Annotated in this window: 16 protein-coding genes; 12 read left to right on the top strand and 4 right to left on the bottom strand. The window is 64.9% G+C overall.

Annotation, left to right across the window (positions count from 1 at the left end):
* Window positions 1-119 precede the first annotated feature (119 nt).
* Together fbaA and LH390_RS10420 are read left to right on the top strand one after the other, a co-directional pair.
* Window positions 120-1,154, top strand: a complete 1,035-nt coding sequence (gene fbaA, locus LH390_RS10425) for a class II fructose-bisphosphate aldolase (protein WP_227281385.1) — start codon at window positions 120-122, stop codon at window positions 1,152-1,154.
* A gap of 45 nt (window positions 1,155-1,199) precedes the next feature.
* Window positions 1,200-2,387, top strand: coding sequence for an FUSC family protein (locus LH390_RS10420; protein WP_227281386.1), 1,188 nt, complete (start codon window positions 1,200-1,202; stop codon window positions 2,385-2,387).
* A gap of 13 nt (window positions 2,388-2,400) precedes the next feature.
* Here the strand turns inward: LH390_RS10420 and LH390_RS10415 are convergent, their stop codons facing one another.
* Complete coding sequence (locus LH390_RS10415; RefSeq protein WP_227281387.1) at window positions 2,401-2,733, bottom strand: hypothetical protein; 333 nt, start codon at window positions 2,731-2,733, stop codon at window positions 2,401-2,403.
* Window positions 2,734-2,896: 163 nt separating this feature from the next.
* Here LH390_RS10415 and LH390_RS10410 point away from each other — a divergent pair, with 163 nt between their 5' ends.
* Window positions 2,897-3,241, top strand: a complete 345-nt coding sequence (locus tag LH390_RS10410; protein ID WP_227281388.1) for a hypothetical protein — start codon at window positions 2,897-2,899, stop codon at window positions 3,239-3,241.
* 167 nt (window positions 3,242-3,408) lie between these two features.
* Here the strand turns inward: LH390_RS10410 and LH390_RS10405 are convergent, their stop codons facing one another.
* The gene (locus tag LH390_RS10405; RefSeq protein ID WP_227281389.1) at window positions 3,409-4,275 is read right to left on the bottom strand and encodes a hypothetical protein; all 867 of its coding nucleotides are present in this window, start codon (window positions 4,273-4,275) and stop codon (window positions 3,409-3,411) included.
* A gap of 470 nt (window positions 4,276-4,745) precedes the next feature.
* Between LH390_RS10405 and LH390_RS10400 the strand changes: the two genes are divergently transcribed.
* From LH390_RS10400 to purT, 6 genes are all read left to right on the top strand, one after another.
* Entirely contained in the window at window positions 4,746-6,044 is a 1,299-nt protein-coding gene (locus LH390_RS10400; RefSeq protein WP_227281390.1) for an adenylosuccinate synthase, read from the top strand.
* Window positions 6,019-6,549 (top strand): GNAT family N-acetyltransferase, encoded by a 531-nt coding sequence (locus tag LH390_RS10395; RefSeq protein ID WP_227281391.1) that lies wholly within the window; start codon window positions 6,019-6,021, stop codon window positions 6,547-6,549. Before LH390_RS10400 ends, LH390_RS10395 begins: the two co-directional genes overlap by 26 nt.
* Before the next feature lie 51 nt (window positions 6,550-6,600).
* Window positions 6,601-8,193: an alpha/beta fold hydrolase gene (locus LH390_RS10390; protein ID WP_227281392.1), complete on the top strand. Its 1,593-nt coding sequence runs from the start codon at window positions 6,601-6,603 to the stop codon at window positions 8,191-8,193.
* A gap of 155 nt (window positions 8,194-8,348) precedes the next feature.
* Window positions 8,349-9,227, top strand: a complete 879-nt coding sequence (locus LH390_RS10385; RefSeq protein WP_227281393.1) for an SGNH/GDSL hydrolase family protein — start codon at window positions 8,349-8,351, stop codon at window positions 9,225-9,227.
* A 572-nt stretch (window positions 9,228-9,799) separates the two neighbouring features.
* Window positions 9,800-10,696, top strand: a complete 897-nt coding sequence (locus LH390_RS10380) for a GDSL-type esterase/lipase family protein (RefSeq protein WP_227281394.1) — start codon at window positions 9,800-9,802, stop codon at window positions 10,694-10,696.
* A gap of 35 nt (window positions 10,697-10,731) precedes the next feature.
* Window positions 10,732-11,943 carry a formate-dependent phosphoribosylglycinamide formyltransferase gene (purT, locus tag LH390_RS10375; protein WP_227281395.1) on the top strand — a complete coding sequence of 404 codons (1,212 nt, stop codon included), beginning with the start codon at window positions 10,732-10,734 and terminating at the stop codon, window positions 11,941-11,943.
* Here the strand turns inward: purT and LH390_RS10370 are convergent.
* Window positions 11,940-12,401 carry a GNAT family N-acetyltransferase gene (locus tag LH390_RS10370; protein ID WP_227281396.1) on the bottom strand — a complete coding sequence of 154 codons (462 nt, stop codon included), beginning with the start codon at window positions 12,399-12,401 and terminating at the stop codon, window positions 11,940-11,942. The genes purT and LH390_RS10370 overlap by 4 nt on opposite strands.
* 58 nt (window positions 12,402-12,459) lie before the next feature.
* Between LH390_RS10370 and LH390_RS10365 the strand changes: the two genes are divergently transcribed.
* A complete protein-coding gene (locus LH390_RS10365) occupies window positions 12,460-14,385 on the top strand; it encodes a fructose-specific PTS transporter subunit EIIC (protein ID WP_227281397.1) in 1,926 nt (641 codons plus the stop codon).
* A 12-nt stretch (window positions 14,386-14,397) separates the two neighbouring features.
* Here the strand turns inward: LH390_RS10365 and LH390_RS10360 are convergent, their stop codons facing one another.
* A complete protein-coding gene (locus LH390_RS10360) occupies window positions 14,398-15,780 on the bottom strand; it encodes an FAD-dependent oxidoreductase (protein WP_227281398.1) in 1,383 nt (460 codons plus the stop codon).
* Between the two features lie 336 nt (window positions 15,781-16,116).
* On the opposite strand from LH390_RS10360, the gene pta reads away from it, so the two are divergent.
* Window positions 16,117-17,490, top strand: a complete 1,374-nt coding sequence (gene pta / locus LH390_RS10355) for a phosphate acetyltransferase (protein WP_227324298.1) — start codon at window positions 16,117-16,119, stop codon at window positions 17,488-17,490.
* On the top strand, window positions 17,491-18,687 hold the full coding sequence (locus LH390_RS10350) for an acetate kinase (RefSeq protein ID WP_227281400.1): 1,197 nt from the start codon (window positions 17,491-17,493) through the stop codon (window positions 18,685-18,687). It begins immediately after the preceding gene.
* The last annotated feature ends 102 nt before the right edge of the window (window positions 18,688-18,789 follow it).

Genomic DNA, 18,789 nt, shown 5'->3' with positions numbered 1-18,789 from the left:
CGAGCCACGCGGGCAGCGGATGCGGCCGGAACTTGGCATAATCGGGGACAAGCCCGCTCGTCACACCAGACGGGCGTGACAGCGAAGATAACCCCGGCACCCTAAACGGAGGAGTGTTCATGCCCATCGCAACCCCTGAGATCTACAACGAGATGCTCGACCGCGCCAAGAAGGGTGGCTTTGCCTACCCGGCCATCAACTGCACCTCGTCGGAGACCATCAACGCCGCTCTCAAGGGCTTTGCCGAGGCCGAGTCCGACGGCATCATCCAGTTCTCCACCGGCGGTGCCGCCTTCGGATCCGGCCTGGCCGTCAACAACAAGGTCGCCGGCGCCTGCGCCCTGGCCGCCTTCGCCCACGAGGCCGCCAAGCACTACGGCATCAACGTCGCACTGCACACCGACCACTGCCAGAAGGAAGTGCTCGACGAGTACGTCCGCCCCCTGATCAAGATCTCCCAGGAGCGCGTCGACGCCGGCGAGCTGCCGCTGTTCCAGTCCCACATGTGGGACGGCTCCGCCATCCCGATCGATGAGAACCTGGTCATCGCCCAGGAGCTGCTGGCCAAGGCCAAGGCCGCCAACATCATCCTCGAGGTGGAAATCGGCGTCGTCGGCGGCGAAGAGGACGGCGTGCAGGCCAAGGCCGGCGCCAACCTTTACACCTCGCCTGAGGACTTTGAAAAGACCATCGACGCCCTGGGCACCGGCGAAAACGGCCGCTACCTGCTGGCCGCCACCTTTGGCAACGTTCACGGCGTGTACAAGCCGGGCAACGTCAAGCTGCGCCCCGAGGTCCTCGACGAAGGCCAGAAGGTCGCCCGCAAGAAGCTGGGCCTGGGCGCGGATGAGAACCCCTTCGACTTTGTCTTCCACGGCGGCTCCGGCTCCGAGAAGGAAAAGATCGAAGAGGCGCTGCGCTACGGCGTCATCAAGATGAACGTGGACACCGACACCCAGTACGCGTTCACCCGGCCGATCGTGTCCCACATGTTCGAAAACTACAACGGCGTGCTCAAGATCGACGGCGAAGTGGGCAACAAGAAGGCCTACGACCCCCGCTCCTACATGAAGAAGGCCGAGCAGGGCATGTCCGAGCGCATCATCGAGGCGTGCACCGACCTGCACTCCGTGGGCACCACCTTGAGCAAGTAACACAACCGTTCGGGAGCACGGCTCCATCGGTTTAAGCTAGAGCCCATGCCGATGGAGAAAATGTCTACCCTCGTCCGCCTGCGCGGACTCGACTCCTCCCTCAAGGCCCGCTACCGCCGCGTGCGCAAGCGGGCCTTCCCCATCGCCCAGGCCGCCATCGCGGCCGGGCTTTCTTTGTGGGTCGCCCAAGAACTCTTCGGCCACCGCGTGCCCTTCTTCGCCCCCATCTCCGCCGTGATCATCCTGGGACTGTCCGGAGGAGACCGCATGAAGCGGGCCCTGGAGATGTCGTTCGGCTGCGTCCTGGGCGTAGGGCTAGGAGACCTCATCGTCCCGGAGCTCGGAGCTGGGGCCTGGCAGATCACCGTGGCCGTGTGCGCCTCCCTGCTCGTGGCCTCCTTTGTCTCCTCCTCGCCCCTGGTAAACAACCAGGTAGCCATCGGCTCCATTCTGCTGGCCACCATCATGCCCCCAGGCGGCGCATCCCCCACCGGGGCGGCCGGACCGGACCGCATGATCGACGCGATCATTGGGTCGGTGGTGGGCCTGCTGGTCATCGCGGTGATGCCCAACAACCCGCTCAATCAGGGCAGGCTTGAGGTATCCAAAATATTGGGGATCGTCTCGTCGGTGCTGCAAGATGTTTCCGACGCCCTGCGTGCCGGCGATGCGAAAACCCTGCGGGAAGCACTCCACGCCGTGCGCGGTACTCAAGGAGACATCAATGCCATGCTTGCCGCCGCCCGCGGCGGGCGCGAGGCTGCAACGATCTCCCCGCTGATGTGGGGCAGCAGGCGCAAGGTGCGCACCCTGGAGCGGCTTTTGGCACCGGTGGACAATTCCATCCGCAACACCCGGGTGCTTGCCCGGCGGGCGATGGTCATGGGCGAAGACGGCGACCGGGTCTCCGACGAACAGATCGCCATTATCGACGAGCTCAGTGACATCACCCTGGCCATGTCCGAGCTCTACGCCAAGGGGCGGGAAGGCAGCGAGGCTGCCGAGATTCCCGAGCTGGTCAACCGGCTGCGCCAACTCGGCGCGCGCATGGTCCCGGAGGTTGCCGAAGGCCGCGTCCTGTCCGCCTACTCCATCCTGGCGCAGTCGCGTTCCCTGCTGGTTGACCTGCTGCGCGTGTGCGGCATGTCGCGCGAATCTGCGCTGGCGGTCCTGGCTCCCACCTCTGCCACCCCGGCGTATCCGCCGGAGGTGTGGGATATGGGTGAGGACTAGCAGGCCGTTGCGGTCAAGCGTGGGTGCATAGGACGCCGCCCACCAGCAGTCCTATTCCGAGGGGGAGGACGAGGGCCGTTCCGATGCCATTGTCAACGCTCACCCACAGCAGCGCGCCTACGATGGTCGCCGCGACTCCGGGTGCTGAGGCCAGCGGAATGCTCCGTACACCGAGGATGGCGAGCACGCCGCGGTACGCCAGGCACGATACGGTCCCCACGATTGAGAGAAGGATATAGGCCGCTAGCACGTGCTGGTGTACACCGAAGTAGGCAAGATACGCCAGGATGAACTGCAGCACTAAGCAGTAGGCTTCGAAGCGGGGGTAGGTAAAAAGCAGGTGCATGGTGCTGTCCTCTGTAGGCGATCCGTGGCTACAGCTAGAAATTGTGTCCACCGTACAACAGCACAAGCGCCCGTCCCCGCAGTTATGTCGCCTTGTATCGATAAGAAGACCTATATAGTCAAATATAGACTGCATTTATGTCATAGTTCAGTGAGGAAGCGGAATGCATATTAAAAAAGATGACGATGTACGTGCTCTCATGCCCGATGATGATGTGTCAGGCGAGCTAAGGTCCCCGGAGTATTTGGTAACCTTTTGGAAGCGGGAGGTTCTTGATGAACCCGAGTTTAGATTCTCAACAAGAAAATACCGCTGTACTGGTGCCGAAAATGTGTTAGAGGTTATTTCCTGGGCGGAAAATAATGTGCAATCCGGAGAAAAGTGTGCCGTGCTCGTTCCTGTGACCTGGCGTAATGAGCAGGGAGAACGGCGCGAGTCTATGTACTTGATATATGGAACTTACCCTGACGGGATAGAGGTGGTACTATTCGGGGGAAGCGCCACGTAGTGCCTTGGTTCTGTGTGGAAAACTACACGCGTCGGCCGCGCTAATCAGGCAATTTAGTAGATGGTCGTTTGGCGATTAATCCGGCTGGGGCTAAGGGCTGAACGCCCGATCCGCATGGGGGAAATGCGTATCCCTTCTTACGGGGTGCGAGTAACCGCCTCCGTGCATTAGTGGTCGGAGGCAGCCGGCCGCACCGCCTGAGTGTCGCGCAGGTGCCGGTAAAAAGTTGTGCGCGTGACGGGGCGGGGCGCGGGCACGCCGTCGAGGGTGACCATGATGTCGCGGCCTCCGCACTGGACGGCGCGGCCGGTGCGCAGGCTTGCTGCGTCCACGTTGTGGGCGGGGGTTTCCGGCTGCCAGAGACGGCGTGCCGGGGGCTGCGCTGCGGTGTTGATGACGGCGGCGGCGAGCCCGGGGGCGTCGATAGTTGGCACGATGCGCGCCCCGTAGGTGCCGTAGCGGGGGCGGCCGGGTGAGTCGGAGTCTTCGGTGCGCAGGAGCAAGGTGGCGTCGTCGACGATGACCTCGCCAAGGAATTGTTCGTCGCCGGCGTGGGTCAGCTCGGCTGCTCCGGCGACAACCTGGCCCTTGTCGGTGCGGATGGTGGGGATGGGGTGAACGTGTCCGGTGAGTGCTTGGGCCCAGGTGCCGTCGATGCCCCAGGTGGCCGCGGCCGTGGAGTGCGGTTGGGTGGGGACGAAGGCAACCTCGGCGAAGAGGGCGTCGGCACGCATGAGGCGAGTAAGAACGGCGCTGAGGGCGGCGTCGGAACCGTGGACGATGATGCGCAGGGGCTCCGGAAGGTATGGGGCCTGCGGCGCGGGGCCGGGTGTGCCTAAGTGGGGGACGTCGGGGCGGGCTTGGATGTCCGCCAGGCTTGGCGTCGGATCGACGGGCAGCAGATCGTGGGCGGCATCGTCGACGATGCGCAGCTGTGCGCGGGTAGGGATGGCATCGACGAGGTGGACCTGCGCCGAGGAATGGGCAAGCGGGGCAGGGGCCGGGGTGCCGCAGCACAGAACGATCACGCGCATAACAGCCATCCTAGGAAGCGACGTAGCCGCTGGAGCGGCCGGCTGGGTGGGCGGTGGTGTGGCGCAGCACAATCAACAGGCACTACTATGGACTGGCATAGTATATCCCTATTAGGGTCGATCCGATTGTGAGATTCCCTCCACGCCCCCAATCGGGCCGACCTGCGGTTTGTTAATTTAGAGGGCCCCTAATCTCACACGAAATGCGCAAAACGGCGAAACCTTGTGAGATTAGCGGGGGTCTAATCTCACAAGGATCGGGCCGGTGGGCACAACTGTGTGAGATTAGCGGGAGCGGCGGTGACGGGCTGCGGATCCAGGCACCGCCCGCGCCCCGTGCTCCCGCCTGTGTCCCGCGCCCCGCGCCGCACGGGTAGGGCCCCGGGGGCACCCGTAGTAGGATTACCGGCGTTCGCGCAGTGCGAAAAGATGCGAAAAAGAGCAGTGCACAAAGAGAGGTACACACAAGCATGGCTGCAATTGTGATCGTCGGCGCTCAGTGGGGCGATGAGGGCAAGGGGAAGGCCACCGACATCCTCGGCAGCCAGGTGGACTACGTGGTTAAGCCCAATGGCGGCAACAACGCCGGGCACACGGTGGTTGTGGGCGGCGAGAAGTATGAGCTCAAGCTGCTGCCCGCGGGCGTGCTCAGTGAGAACGCCACCCCGATCCTGGGCAACGGCGTGGTGATTAACCTGGAGGCGCTGTTCGACGAGATTGATGGCTTGGAGGCCCGCGGCGCGGATGCCTCCCGCCTGCGTATCTCCGCCAACGCCCACCTGGTGGCGCCGTATCACCAGGTGCTTGACCGGGTGCAGGAGCGGTTCTTAGGCAAGCGTGCCATCGGCACCACCGGCCGCGGTATCGGCCCGACGTACGCGGATAAGGTGTCGCGGGTGGGCCTGCGGGTGCAGGACATTTTTGATGAGTCGATCCTGCGCCAGAAGATCACCTCGGCGCTGGATGTGAAGAATCAGACGCTGATCAAGCTGTATAACCGGCGCGCCATCGACGCTGAGGAGATTGTGCAGTACTTCCTGTCCTATGCGGATCGGCTGCGTCCCATGGTCATTGACGCCGAGTATGTGCTGAACAAGGCCCTGGATGAGGGCAAGCATCTGCTCATGGAGGGCGGCCAGGCGACCATGCTGGACGTGGACCATGGCACGTACCCCTTTGTCACGTCGTCGAATCCGACCGCGGGCGGGGCGTGCGTGGGTTCCGGGGTGGGGCCGACGAGGATTACGTCCTCGCTGGGCATTGTCAAGGCGTACACCACGCGCGTTGGTGCGGGCCCGTTCCCCACGGAGCTGTTTGATAAGTGGGGCGAGTTCCTGCAGACCACCGGCGGGGAGATCGGTGTGAACACGGGGCGCAAGCGCCGTTGCGGCTGGTATGACTCGGTGGTTGCCCGCTACGCCTCGCGCGTCAACGGCTTTACGGACCTGTTCTTGACCAAGTTGGACGTGCTCACCGGCATTGGGGAGATCCCCATCTGCGTGGCCTATGACGTCGATGGCACCCGCTGCGATGAGATGCCCCTGACCCAGTCCGAGTTCCACCACGCCCAGCCGATCTTTGAGACGATGCCCGCCTGGGATGAGGACATCACACAGGCCAAGACTTTCGAGGATCTGCCGGAAAAGGCGCAGGCCTACGTCCGCCGCCTGGAGGAGCTGTCCGGGGCACGCATCTCCTACATTGGTGTGGGCCCGGGCCGCGATCAGACGATTGTGCTCCACGATGTCATGGCCGACTCTTCCCGCTAGGTTCACCGCCGAAGGCGGGTACCGTTTCGCGCTTATCGACGCCCCCGCGCTCATCGCGGACATCGAAGCGACGGTGCCCGCAGCCGCACGGGAGGAGACCTTCTATTACTTCACCCGCAGCCCCTTCCCCCTGTCGGAGTTTGTCGCGGCAGACCCGCAGCGCCAGACCTTCGGGTTGTGGCGGGGTGGGGAAGCGGTGGCATGCTCGTCTATCTATGACGCGGATGCTGCTGCGCAGCGGGTGACCATGGGTTTTACCTGGGTTGCCCCGCAGTGGCGCGGGCGCGGAGTAAATACCGTGCTCAAGCAGGGATTGTTTCGCGAGCTCGCCGCCGCAGGGGTTCGGGAGGTGTGGCTGCGCGCGGACGTCGATAATGCGCGATCCTGCGCGGCGATGGAAAAGATGGGCGCGCAGCGGATGTTCGTTGATGAGGCGCCGCGGGTGTACCCGGACCGGGTTTCACAATCTGTGTTTTACCGCAAGACCCTGTGTAAATTCTCGTGATATTGTGTGGCACTAATGGCCTAAATACCCAGCTGGAAGGTGCCACACCCCATGATCCGCCCCTTACGTCGCTTCGCCGCGACCCTTGCCTGCGCCGGTTTGAGCGCCGGTCTTCTTGCCCCGGCCGCGCACGCCGAACCCGCCCCGCAGTTGAACTGGGGCCCGTGCCCCGTTGCCGCCGGCGCAGATCCGGCAGCTCAATGTGCTGAGATCTCCGTGCCGCGCGACTATTCCCAGCCAGACGGTGAGCGCATCTCCGTGACCATGAGCCGCATCCCGGCCACCGGTGAGCGCCGCGGCGTCATCGCGGGTAATCCCGGTGGGCCTGGCGGCCCGGCTCTGGGAATGTTCAGTGGCCCGGCTAACTATCCCGGCACTGTCGCTGTGCCCCCGCAGGTGCGTGAGCACTATGACCTGGTGGCCGTGCAGCCGCGCGGGCATCAATGGGCCACGCCGCCGAAGTGCGCCTCCCTATCCGGGCTGCTCAATGGGCAGTTGCTGAGCCCCGGGGACTTCTACCGGGCCTGTGAGTCCATGGAACCGGGCTATGTGGGCACCATCACCACGGAGAACACCGCACGCGACCTGGAGGAGGCACGCAAGGCGCTGGGGGAGGATCAGCTCAACCTCTACGGCGTGTCCTACGGCACAACCCTGATGTCCACCTTTGCCACGATGTTCCCGCAGTCCACGAACAAAGTGATCCTGGACTCCTCTGTGGACCCGACCTCCCTGTGGTTCCGGCTCGGCTCGGACCGCAAGCAGGTGCGCGTGGACACGCTGAACAACCTCTTCGCCTGGATCGCGCAGCGTGACGGCGAGTACCACCTGGGCACCACCCCCTTGGCGGTGTACCGCTCCTGGCATGCCCGCCTGCTGGAGCACGGCGGCACGCTTGCCGCGCCGTTGACCCCGCCGCCGGCCACAGAGGCCGATCTGCCGGAAGGGGTCAGTGTGGGCGAGGCCGCCTTGGGCCAGATCAACCTGCTCATTCGGGCAGGCTGGCAGGGGATGGCCACCCTCGACCAGGTGCGCCAGATCGCCATGTTCCCGGCACTACTGAATCGCCAGGAGTCCCAGGAGTGGCTGGCGTTGGTGATTAACACGGCCCTGTACAACCAGCATTCCTGGCCCCAGGTGGCCGCGGCGCTGCGCGATAACGCGCTGCCGGAGAACCCAGTCGAAGAAATCAACGCCAAGCTGATGGAAGGCTTGAGCGATGAGCAACGCGCCCAGGTTGTCGAGGACTCCCTGGGCGTGGCGCAGGCTATGCCTGTGTTGGATCGGGCCATCGTGTGCAATGAGAACCGGGTGGCCCCGGACCTGTCCCTGGTCAAGGAGTTTGAAAAGACCAAGTACTTCGGCGGGGATGCCATTGTGTTCAATGAGAACCAGATCGCCTCTGGCCAGCACTGCGCCGGTTGGCCGCTGCCCAAGCCGATTCTTATGCCCTCTGGAGCGGCGCTGAAGACCGCCCCGCTGCTGCTGGGCTATGACGCGGATTCCGCTACCACCGGGCCGGGCAACCACGCCATGCAGGCCGCTATGGGTGGACAGCTGCACACGCTGCCGGGCTCGAGCCACGGCGTGCTGCTCAATGATCCGGACGCCTTCGCCGCGGAGATCACCGCCTACCTGGGCTAAGCACCCCAAGACGCCGCCGTGATAAGGACTTGTCGCGGCGGCATGTGCGCATTAGAGTTCAGCGAGTGTAACGGTTGGGAAACATTGGTCGATAGGTCTTCCAAGTGAGTTTTCCCTGCCGTAGTCGCCTTGTCACGATTGGAAGTAAAAACAGCATGAAGAAGCACACCAACGCCCTGCGTGCCGCAGTGGTTGCCACTGTTGCCGCGCTGGGCATGGGCCTGGGTTCCGCCCCGGCAACGGCCGCGCCGATTGTTCCGCTGCCGGAGTTCCAGAACATGCCGGGGATGGCTACCAACACCCCGGGGGGTAAGGAACTGGTCACTTTCGGTGACTCCTTCTCCGCCCACAAGGGTGCTCGCCCCAGCGACGCGGGTCAGGTGCCGTGGGTGACCAACTGCGCGGCCGATAAGCTCAACTGGTCTCACCTGGTTGCTCAGGATCTGGGCAAGACGCTGGGCGATTGGACCTGTAACGGCACCAGCGTCCACCTACCCCTGTACCTGGAGACCGCCATCAAGTACGGCGACCTGGGGCCGAACACCAAGGAGGTCGTGCTCATGTACGGCGGCCTTGATCCGTTCCAGTGGGCGGATGCCGCGCAGGAAGCCCAGGCTGCGGGGTCGGTGCAGAATGTGACCATCTTCCGCCAGTACATCAAGACCATCATTGACCGCATCCGTGAGGTTGCTCCGCAGGCCCGCGTGACGCTGACCAGCTACCTGGAGTACATGTCCAACGAGCAGTGGTGCCCGGTCAACGCCCCGGGTGTGTCTACGCCGATGACCATCCCGGGCGCGAACCTGGTGCAGGAGAAGTGGCGCGACAACCTGCGCAACGCCGCCCAGGCGAACAATGCCCACTTTGTGGATGTCTATGAGGCCTCCAAGGGGCACGGCACGTGCAACCCGGATCCGGCGCAGCGGTGGGCTGTGGGCCTGGTTGACCTGCAGGCACCGCACACCATGGTTAATCACCCGACGGATGCCGGCCAGCGGGGCATGGCCAACATCATCACTGAGGGCCTGCGCTAGGCCGAAGCCAGCTCTCGCTGTCTGGCTACCTTGCCGCCGCCCCTTCACGGCCGAATCGCCGTGAAGGGGCGGTTTGTTTATTCGCACAGCCCCACTCTGCGGTTTTGCGGTGAGTTCGGGGGCGCGCAGGACCTTAGCGCGCAACTCAATGGGGGGCATTCGCAAAAAAGCTGCGGTGCAATCCGGTAGCGCATGGCAAAGGCTCACAAGAAAACCTGGGGAGAAGCCGCGCGATCACCTGCGCAGCGCTGGGTATGGCCACTATCATGACTGAGGGCAGCGGCTAGCCTGTAGGCAACTGTGGGCACCTGTAGCCGGCTGTAGCAGGTGCTCATTGGAGGACCGTTCTTCCCGGTGTTGGCCGGGAGGGGCGGTTTTTCTGTGCGAATCGGCCCCGTTTCGGCGATACTCCAGCTACACTCTTTAAACATCTACACCATTGGTCACATTCGTCGCGTCTGTCACACCCGTTACCACGCCACGTCGTGTAACGCGGGCGCAGCCACGGCGATAGATACCACAGAACTTCCCCACGGATCTGCCCCCGGGCAGAGATTGGATTTGGACCCGTCATGACAGCTCACCCCCACTCACGGTTCCGGCGCCTGGCCACGGCTGCGGCCGCCCTGGTGGCAAGCGCCGGTGTGTGCGCCGGACTGGCTACACCCGCTTCTGCGGCACTGCCGCCTTTCCCGGGCCCGTGGAATGAGTACACCGGCAAGTCGGACGGGGTCAAGCAGATGGTGGTCTTCGGTGATTCCTTCACCGCCCACGCCGGTAAGGGCGGTCCTCGCTGGCTGGAGCCGGCCCAGGTGTCTTATCTGTCCAGCTGCGCGACGGATAAGGAAAACTGGCCGAAGCTGCTGGCGGATTCCCGCCACCAGTCGTTGGGTGACTGGTCCTGCAACGGGACCGGGCGCATCCCCTTCGGTGACATTTACTCCTACGTGGAGTCGGCCATTAACTATGGGGACCTTGGTCCCAGTACCGAGCAGGTCATGCTCATGTACGGCGGCATGGATCCGCTCCAGTGGGTGGACACTGGCGCGGAGATTGCGATCCCTGGTGGCGTGAATGCCACGGCTTTCCGCGCGGAGGTGGCGTGGTTTGCTAACCGGGTCCGCGAGGTCGCTCCTCGTGCTCGCATCACGGTGGTGGGTTATCCGGAGATGACGGACCGGGACAGGTTGTGTGTGGCCAATGATCCCGCGCAGGTTGCGGTGCCGGTTCCCGGGGCCACGCTGGTGGAGCAGAAGCTCAGTGACAATCTGCGCCATGCTGCTGGCGCCAACGGCCTGGGCTTTGTGGATGTTTATGCCGCGTCGCGTGGGCATTCTTCCTGTAACCCTGACCCCAACCAGCGCTGGACGGTGGGGTACGTGGATAGCGCGGCGCACACCATGCCCATGCACCCCTCGAATGAGGGGCAGCGGCAGATGGCGCGAATCATTGGAGAGGCCCTGGGTTAGTTTTTGGGTCCGCCCCCTGACCTATCATGGGGGGCATGCCATACGCGGAGACTATTGGAACACCCCTGACTGCCAGCGCCACGCGCGTGATGCTGCTTGGCTCCGGGGCGCTGAGCAAGGAATTGGCACTGTCCTTTCAGCGCCTCGGGGTTGAGGTCCATGCGGTTGACAGGGTGCGCCACGCTCCCGCGCAGCAGGTGGCGCATGTGGCGCACGTGATGGACGTGTCTGATCCGGAGGCGGTGACGGAGTTAATCGGGCGGGTGCGGCCGCATTACATCATCCCGGAGGTCAATTTGGTGGCCGTGGATGTGTTGGAGGCGGCGGAGGCCACGCGCACGGCGATGGTGGTTCCTAGTGCTAAGGCTGCGGCGTTGAGTACTAATCGGGAGGGGGTGCGCAGGCTGGCTTCGGAGGAGCTGGGCTTGCCTACGGCTAGTTATCGTTTTGTCTCTGAGCTCATGGAGTTTGAGGTTGCCGTGGGCTCTATTGGTTTTCCCTGCGTGGCTAAGGCTGATGCGGAGTCGCCGGGGGCGCGTGCGCATCGGGTGATTCGCCGTCCGGAGGAGGTGCGTCCGGCGTGGGAGGAGTTGTCGGGCCAGTCGCGTCGGGTGGTGGTGGAGAAGATGGTGGATTTTGATTTTGATGTCACCATCTTGGCGGTGCGTTCGGTGGATCCGGAGACGGGTCGGCTGGCCACGTGGTTCTGTGAGCCGATTGGGCATGCGTTCCGGAATGGGGAGTATGCGGAGTCGTGGCAGCCGTTGAAGATGAATCCGGCGGCGTTGGATAACGCCCGTTCGGTGGCGGCCCGGGTGTCTAATGCGTTGGGGGGCCGCGGGGTGTTTAGTGTGAAGATGTTCGTCGCGGGCGAGGACGTCTATTTTTCTGAGGTGTTGGCCCGTCCGCACGATACGGGCCTGGTTACGTTGTGCACGCAGCGCTATTCGCAGTTTGACCTGCATGCCCGGGCGGTGTTGGGTTTGCCTATCGACGTCACGTTGGTCTCCCCGGGTGCGTCCGCCGGCATTTTTTCTCCCGTGGAGGCGCAGTCCGTGGTGTACCGGGGCCTGGAGAAGGCTTTAGCGGTGCCGGAGGCCAACGTGGAGGTCTTTGGGCGCCAGCGGGTGCGGGTGGGGCGTCGATTAGCGGAGGCGACGGCGACGGCGGACACGGTGGCTACCGCGTTGGAGCGGGCGAAGGCTGCGGCTGCGGCGGTGCGGGTGGAGCCAGCCGAGGGTTTTTAGACTTCGCGGCGGGTCATGGGGATGTGGGCCACTCCGGTGTCCAGGTATTCCTCGCCGCTGACGTGGAAGCCGAGGGCGCGGTAGAAGTCCTGGAGGGTGGCCATGGCTTCCAGGGTGACGCCGCGGCCGGGGAAGCGTTCGCGCACGACCTCGAGGGCGTAGCGCACCATGTCTGAGCCGAGGCCGGCGTGGCGGGCGTCGGCGGCGATGACCAGGCGGCCGAAGTGGATGTCGTCATCGCGCCCGGGGGTGGGGAAGAGCCGGGCGCAGCCGATGAGGCGGCCGTCTGAGTTGAGGCTGCGCAGGTGGAGGGTGTCTGGGTGGGCGTCGGTGTCGTCGATTTCGGCGTAGGGGGTGGCTTGTTCGGCAACGTAGACATCCACCCGTAGCTTGTACAGGTTGTGTACGTCGATGGGGCTGAGTTCCGCGAGTGGGGCTGCGGTGTACGTCACGGACATGTCCCCCAAGTGTAGTCACTGCCCCGCAGGGATCGTGGGGTTAGCTAAGTTAACAACCATGACACTTAAGCAACCATTGGTGCTGGCGATTACCGCCTGCCCCACCGGTATCGCGCACACGTACATGGCGGCGGAGAAGCTTCAGCAGGCCGCCGCGGGCGCCGGGGTGGAGGTGCGGGTAGAAACGCACGGTTCCATCGGCGTGGAGGGAACGTTCACGGATGCAGAGCTGGAGGCCGCGGATGCGGTGCTCATCGCGGCAGACACGGTGATTGATAAGGCTCGTTTTGCGGGCCTGCGGGTGTTGTCCGTCCCGGTTGATGCGGCGATCAAGGACCCGGGCGGGTTGCTGCGCCGCACGCTGGAGGCGCCGGTGCAGCAGGCGGGTGCTGGTACAGCGGACCAGGCCGCGCAGTCGAGCGCTCCGGGCATGCACGTGGGCCAGCTGGCCTACCGCGGCTTGATGAACGGCGTGTCCCACATGATTCCCTTCGTGGTCACCGGCGGTTTGCTGCTGGCGGTGGCGCTGTCGGTGGGCGGCCAGCCCACGGAGGCCGGTCTGGTCATCCCGGAGGGTAGCTTCTGGCATTCCATCGAGCAGATCGGGGTGTTGGCCTTTGGGCTGATGGTTCCCGTGCTGTCCGCCTATATTGCGGCGGGTATTGCGGATCGCCCGGGCCTGGCGCCCGGGTTTATCACCGGCATGATTGCGGTGACGGGCTCGCTGTATGGTTCGCAGGCGGGCGCGGGATTTATCGGCGGCATTATTACGGGCATGCTTTCGGGCGTGGTGGCGCTGGGGATCCGCAAGATCCCGGTGGGTAAGTTTGTGGCGCCGATTTGGCCGATCATTGTCATCCCGATCATCACCACGCTGGTGGTGGGTCTGGCGTTCATCTATGTCATCGGCCACCCGCTGGCCAGCCTGTTTGAGGGTTTGACTACCGCGTTGCAGGGCATGGACGAGGGCTCGGTGGTCATCGTGGGCGCCGTGCTGGGCGCCATGATCGCCTTTGACATGGGCGGGCCGTTTAATAAGACGGCGTTCCTCTTCGGCGGCGGGCTGATTGCGGCGGGCAACCCGCACCCGATGGGCATGGTGGCCGCGGCGATTGCGGTGCCGCCGCTGGCGGTGGGCCTGGCCACGCTGCTGCGCCGCGGCTGGTTCAATAAGGCCGAGCGCGACTCGGGCGTGGCGGCGCTGCTCATGGGGTTCTTTGGCATCACGGAGGGGGCGATTCCGCTGGCGGCGTCGCGCCCCTTGCAGGTCATCCCGGCGAACGTCATCGGCGGTGCGGTGGCAGGTGCCCTGGCGGGGGTGTGGGGCGCGACCGATCACGTCATGCATGGCGGGCCCATCGTGGCGGTGCTTGGCGCGGTGGACAATGTGGTTGGCTTCTTTGCCGCGATGGGCTGCGGTGTTGCCGTGACTACCGTGTTGGTGCTGGTGGGGGCGGGGATCTCGCGGCGTCGGCACGCGGCCGCCGCACCGCAGGAGCAGGCGCAGGTGCCGGTGCTCAGTCCGCAGGTGGTGCTTCTCGACGCCCCCGCCACCTCCCAAGAGTCCGTGGTTGCGGCGCTGATTGAGGCCGCCGCTGCCGAGGGCCGTATCGGCGATGCCCGGGATGTGGGCGTGGCGGTGGCCCGGCGGGAGCAGTTGTCGTCGACCGCTGTGGGCGATGGCGTGGCCATCCCGCACGCGCGCACGGCCGGTGTCACGGCGGCGACGCTGGCGGTGGCCCGCCTCAAGGAGCCGGGTGTGGAGTGGGACGCCCCGGATGGCGCCGCGGTGCGGGTGGTGTTCCTCATTGTTGTGCCCGCGGACGCGGGCAAGCAGCACCTGGCGGTGCTGGCGCGGCTGGCCAAGGCGCTCACGCGTACGTCACTGCGTGAGGACGTGCTGGCCGCGCAGCACGCGGACGAGGTGGTGGAGCGCCTGCGCGCGGTGCTGGAGCCGGAGCCGGCACAGGCCCAGCAGGCTTAAGCCCCAGGAGCGCTAGATTTCGTACTCGGCGCCGGCGTGGGAGACCATCTCGTCCCACTCGACGATCTTCTTGCGCTCGCGGCCTTCGGCCTCCCCGAGGGCGCGCTCGGCGGCGTCGAGGCGGTGCCAGCCGTCCCAGGTGGTCACGGCGATGCCCTTGGACTTGAGGAACTCGACCACGGCTTCGCGGTTGTCCTTGTCGGCCTCCGGGGCGTCGAGCTTGCCGGCGGCGAAGTCTGCCAGCAGCATCTCGGTGGTTTCCTTGGCGTCGGACTTGGTGTTGCCAATCAGGCCCACCGGGCCGCGCTTGATCCAGCCGGTGGTGTAGAGGCCGGGGATGATCTCGCCGTCGGGGGCGGAAAGGACGTGGCCGCCGTCGTTGGGGATGACGGCCTTGTTGGCGTCGAAGGGCACGCCGGTCACGGCGTCGGAGCGGTAGCCCACAGCGCGGTAGACGGCCTGGACGGGCCAGGTGGTGAACTTTCCGGTGCCGCGCACCCCGCCGTTGCCGTCGAGTTCGGTGCGTTCGGTCTTGAAGCCCACAACGTGACCATTCTCACCCAGAATTTCCACGGGGGACTCAAAAAAGTGAATGAAAAGCTTGTGGGGAGCGCCCTTAGGTTCGCGCATGGCGTACTGTTCGAGCGTTTGGCAGACCAGGTCTTGGGACTTGGAGGCGCGCCGGGCTTCTTCGGAGGCGGCGTCGTAGTCGATGTCCTCGGGGTCCACGATGACCTCGATGGTCGGGGAGTGGTCCAGCTCTTTGAGCTCCATGGGGGTGAACTTGGCCTGGGCGGGGCCGCGGCGGCCAAAGATGTGGACTTCCTTGGCGGCGTTGCCGGACAGGCCTTCGTAGACGTTGTCGGGGATTTCGGTGACGTGCAGTTCGTCGCCGGTCTTGGCCAGGATGCGGGCGATGTCTAGGCCCACGTTGCCCACGCCGACCACGGCGACGGATTCGGCGGCGAGGTTCCAGTCGCGGGTGAAGTCCGGGTTGCCGTCGTAGAAGCCCACGAACTGCCCGGCGCCGTAGGATTCGGGCAGGTCAGAGCCGGGAATGGGCAGGTCGCGGTCGCCGGTGGCGCCGGTGGAGAACACGATGGCGTCGTAGTAGTCGGCCAGCTCTTCGATGGTGACGTCGTTTCCGACGTCGATGTTGCCCAGCAGGCGGATTTCCGGCTTGTCCAGCACGCGGTGCAGGGAGGTGACAATGCCCTTGATGCGGGGGTGGTCCGGGGCGACGCCGTAGCGGATGAGCCCAAAGGGGGCGGGCATGCGCTCGTAGAGATCCACGGCGACGTCCTGATCTGCCTTAACCAGCAGGTCGGAGGCGTAGATTCCGGCGGGGCCGGCGCCAACAACGGCGACGCGCAAGGCTCTGGACTGCTCTGACATCGTGGTGATCATTCCTTTTGTGTAGTCGTCCGATTCACGGGGCGGTGTGGTGGCGGGGGCGGGGCCGGTGCGTTTCGGCGTCGACCTGCCCGCCGGCTTCAGCCGTGTCCATAGTACTGAGGTCGCCCTGCCTGGGGAAAGGGTGCGAGCATTTCACGGTGCGGGATATGGCTAGTAGGATGGTTCGCGGTCACACACGCGCCGCCGCCGTGGGGCAGGCCACATACGCCCTTGACAAGGGGCAAAGAATTTCGGGCGCTGCGCGCGCCACTGCCGCCGCCCCGCAGCCTTGCTGGCAGCGATACGTCTCTTGAGTTACCCCATGAAAGGCTTTTAATGACGCAGCCGCACTCCTGCTTGCTGTCCCTGGTCAACCGGAACTTCGAGGGGGTGAACGCGACGGCGCTGGCCGAACAGCTGGGTTGGACGGTCATTGATCTGCAAGCTCAGGAGCTCTCCGTCGCCCGGCTGCTGGACGCCGACCTGCTCGCCGCGGGCCCCGCGCTGCTGCTGGGCACCGGTGAGGTGGACTTTGATGCCCGCGTTGCCGCCGCGCTCGGCAGCCCACTGGTGTTGCTTATCGACGCCCCCGGCCCCGCCGCCGAGCTTGCCGCCGAGCACGCCGCCTCCCGCAAGGCGGTGGTCGCCGCCCAGCTCACCGCCGACGAACTCACCGCTGACGCCCTACGCGCGGCCGCCGAAGAAGCGGCCCAGCCGGTCATGGGGCCCGAGGCCTTTGAGGCGTGGCTGCTCAAACAGGCCGCCACGACGGGCTCGCACATCGTGCTTCCGGAAGGCGATGATGATCGCATCCTGCAGGCGGCGCACCAGCTGCTGGAAGGGGGCGTCGTTAAGCTGACGATCCTGGGGGACCCGGAGGCGATCCGCGCGCGCGCCGGCGAGCTGAACCTCGATCTGGCGGACGCGCAGCTGCTCGACCCGCAGCACAATGACTACGTGGAGGACTTCGCCGCCGAGTTCGCGGAGCTGCGCAAGAAGAAGGGTGTCACCCTGGAGCAGGCGCGCGAGACCATGAAGGACATCTCCTACTTTGCCACCATGATGGTGCACAAGGGCCTGGCTGATGGCATGGTCTCCGGCGCGGCGCACACCACCGCCCACACGATCAAGCCGTCCTTCCAGATCATCAAGACCGCTCCCGGCGCCTCCGTGGTGTCCTCGATCTTCCTCATGGTCATGCAGGGCCGGCTGTGGGCGTTTGGCGATTGCGCCGTCAACCCCAACCCCACCCCCGAACAGCTCGGCGAGATCGCCGTGGTTTCCGCCAAGACTGCCGCCCAGTTTGGCATTGACCCCAAGGTCTCTCTGCTGTCCTACTCCACCGGCACCTCCGGTGCGGGCCCGGACGTGGAGGCCGTCGCCGCCGCTGTGGAACACGCCCGCTCCCTCGACGGCGAGCTGGCCGTGGACGGCCCGCTGCAATTCGACGCCTCCGTGGAGCCCTCCGTGGCGGCCAAGAAGGCGCCGGAGTCCGCAGTGGCAGGCCAGGCCACCGTGTTCATCTTCCCGGACCTGCAGTCCGGAAACATCGGCTACAAGATCGCCCAGCGCACCGGCGACGCCCTGGCCGTTGGCCCCATCCTGCAGGGCCTGAACAAGCCGATCAATGATCTCTCGCGCGGCGCGACCGTGCCGGACATTGTCAACACCGTCGCCATCACCGCCATCCAGGCAGGAGGAAACAAGTAAATGTCCTACGCTCTCGTTTTAAACTCCGGGTCTTCATCCATCAAGTTCCAGCTGGTTGACCCCCACGCAGACGCCACCGAAGACCCGTTTGTCTCCGGGCTGGTCGAGCAGGTCGGCGAGCCGGAAGGCGCCATTACCTTAAAGACCGGCGGGGAAAAGTTCACCACCCACGGCGAAATCCCGGACCACTCCGCCGGGTTGAAGATGGCCTTTGACCTCATGGAGGAACACGGCTGCGGCCCCAAGCAGGTTGAGGTCATAGCTGTTGGCCACCGTGTGGTCCACGGCGGCATCCTGTTCTCCGCCCCGGAGCTGATCACCGATGAGATCCTGGGCATGATCCGCGACCTCATCCCCCTGGCCCCGCTGCACAACCCCGCCAACATCGACGGCATCGAGGTGGCGCGCGAGATGTTCCCGGACATCCCGCACGTGGCCGTCTTTGACACTGGTTTCTTCCACACCCTGCCCCCGGCAGCCGCCCTGTATGCGGTGAATAAGGATGTGGCGCTAGAAAACGGCATCCGCCGCTACGGCTTCCACGGCACCTCCCACGAGTACGTCTCCCAGCAGGTTCCTGAGCTGCTGGACATGCCCGCCGGTGCGGTCAACCAGATCACCTTGCACCTGGGCAACGGTGCTTCGGCCGCCGCCATCCGCGGCGGCATGGCCGTGGACACCTCGATGGGCCTGACCCCGCTGGCCGGCCTGGCCATGGGCACGCGCTCTGGTGACATCGACCCCGGCATTGTCTTCCACCTGCACCGCAATGCGGGCATGAGCATTGATGAGATCGATGAGCTGCTGAACAAGCGCTCCGGTGTTAAGGGTCTGTCCGGTGTCAATGACTTCCGCGCGCTGCGCGAGATGATCGACGCCGAGGACCAGGATGCCTGGCTGGCCTACAACATCTATATCCACCAGCTGCGCCGCTTCATCGGCTCCTACATGATCGCGCTGGGCCGGGTGAACGCCATTACGTTCACCGCTGGAGTGGGCGAAAACGACCAGGACGTGCGTGCCGATGCCCTGGCCGGCCTGGAGTCCTACGGCATTAAGATCGACCCGGAGCGCAACAAGCTGCCTAACGACGGCCCCCGGGAGATCTCCACCGACGACTCCGCCATCCGCGTGTTCGTGGTGCCCACCAATGAGGAGTTGGCGATTGCCCGCTACGCGGTCGGGTTTGTGAAGTAGCTCCGCGGAAGCGGAAGTGAACGTGCCCCCGAAAGGGGGTTTCCTATGGGTGTGGCAGCTGATGCTTTGGTAGGTGGGAATCAGCAGGCTTCGTGCATCAAC

Origin of the sequence: Corynebacterium uberis, assembly GCF_020616335.1 — a bacterium.
In the GTDB taxonomy this organism is placed as follows: domain Bacteria; phylum Actinomycetota; class Actinomycetes; order Mycobacteriales; family Mycobacteriaceae; genus Corynebacterium; species Corynebacterium uberis.
The sequence above is the reverse complement of the archived record's forward strand: the minus strand, read 5'-3'. Positions and strand labels throughout refer to the sequence as shown.

Coding starts and splice junctions, on each gene's coding strand:
- fbaA (WP_227281385.1), top strand. CDS start 120: ATGCCCATCGCAACCCCTGAGATCTACAACGAGATGCTCGACCGCGCC.
- LH390_RS10420 (WP_227281386.1), top strand. CDS start 1,200: ATGCCGATGGAGAAAATGTCTACCCTCGTCCGCCTGCGCGGACTCGAC.
- LH390_RS10415 (WP_227281387.1), bottom strand. CDS start 2,733: ATGCACCTGCTTTTTACCTACCCCCGCTTCGAAGCCTACTGCTTAGTG.
- LH390_RS10410 (WP_227281388.1), top strand. CDS start 2,897: ATGCATATTAAAAAAGATGACGATGTACGTGCTCTCATGCCCGATGAT.
- LH390_RS10405 (WP_227281389.1), bottom strand. CDS start 4,275: ATGCGCGTGATCGTTCTGTGCTGCGGCACCCCGGCCCCTGCCCCGCTT.
- LH390_RS10400 (WP_227281390.1), top strand. CDS start 4,746: ATGGCTGCAATTGTGATCGTCGGCGCTCAGTGGGGCGATGAGGGCAAG.
- LH390_RS10395 (WP_227281391.1), top strand. CDS start 6,019: ATGTCATGGCCGACTCTTCCCGCTAGGTTCACCGCCGAAGGCGGGTAC.
- LH390_RS10390 (WP_227281392.1), top strand. CDS start 6,601: ATGATCCGCCCCTTACGTCGCTTCGCCGCGACCCTTGCCTGCGCCGGT.
- LH390_RS10385 (WP_227281393.1), top strand. CDS start 8,349: ATGAAGAAGCACACCAACGCCCTGCGTGCCGCAGTGGTTGCCACTGTT.
- LH390_RS10380 (WP_227281394.1), top strand. CDS start 9,800: ATGACAGCTCACCCCCACTCACGGTTCCGGCGCCTGGCCACGGCTGCG.
- purT (WP_227281395.1), top strand. CDS start 10,732: ATGCCATACGCGGAGACTATTGGAACACCCCTGACTGCCAGCGCCACG.
- LH390_RS10370 (WP_227281396.1), bottom strand. CDS start 12,401: ATGTCCGTGACGTACACCGCAGCCCCACTCGCGGAACTCAGCCCCATC.
- LH390_RS10365 (WP_227281397.1), top strand. CDS start 12,460: ATGACACTTAAGCAACCATTGGTGCTGGCGATTACCGCCTGCCCCACC.
- LH390_RS10360 (WP_227281398.1), bottom strand. CDS start 15,780: ATGTCAGAGCAGTCCAGAGCCTTGCGCGTCGCCGTTGTTGGCGCCGGC.
- pta (WP_227324298.1), top strand. CDS start 16,117: ATGACGCAGCCGCACTCCTGCTTGCTGTCCCTGGTCAACCGGAACTTC.
- LH390_RS10350 (WP_227281400.1), top strand. CDS start 17,491: ATGTCCTACGCTCTCGTTTTAAACTCCGGGTCTTCATCCATCAAGTTC.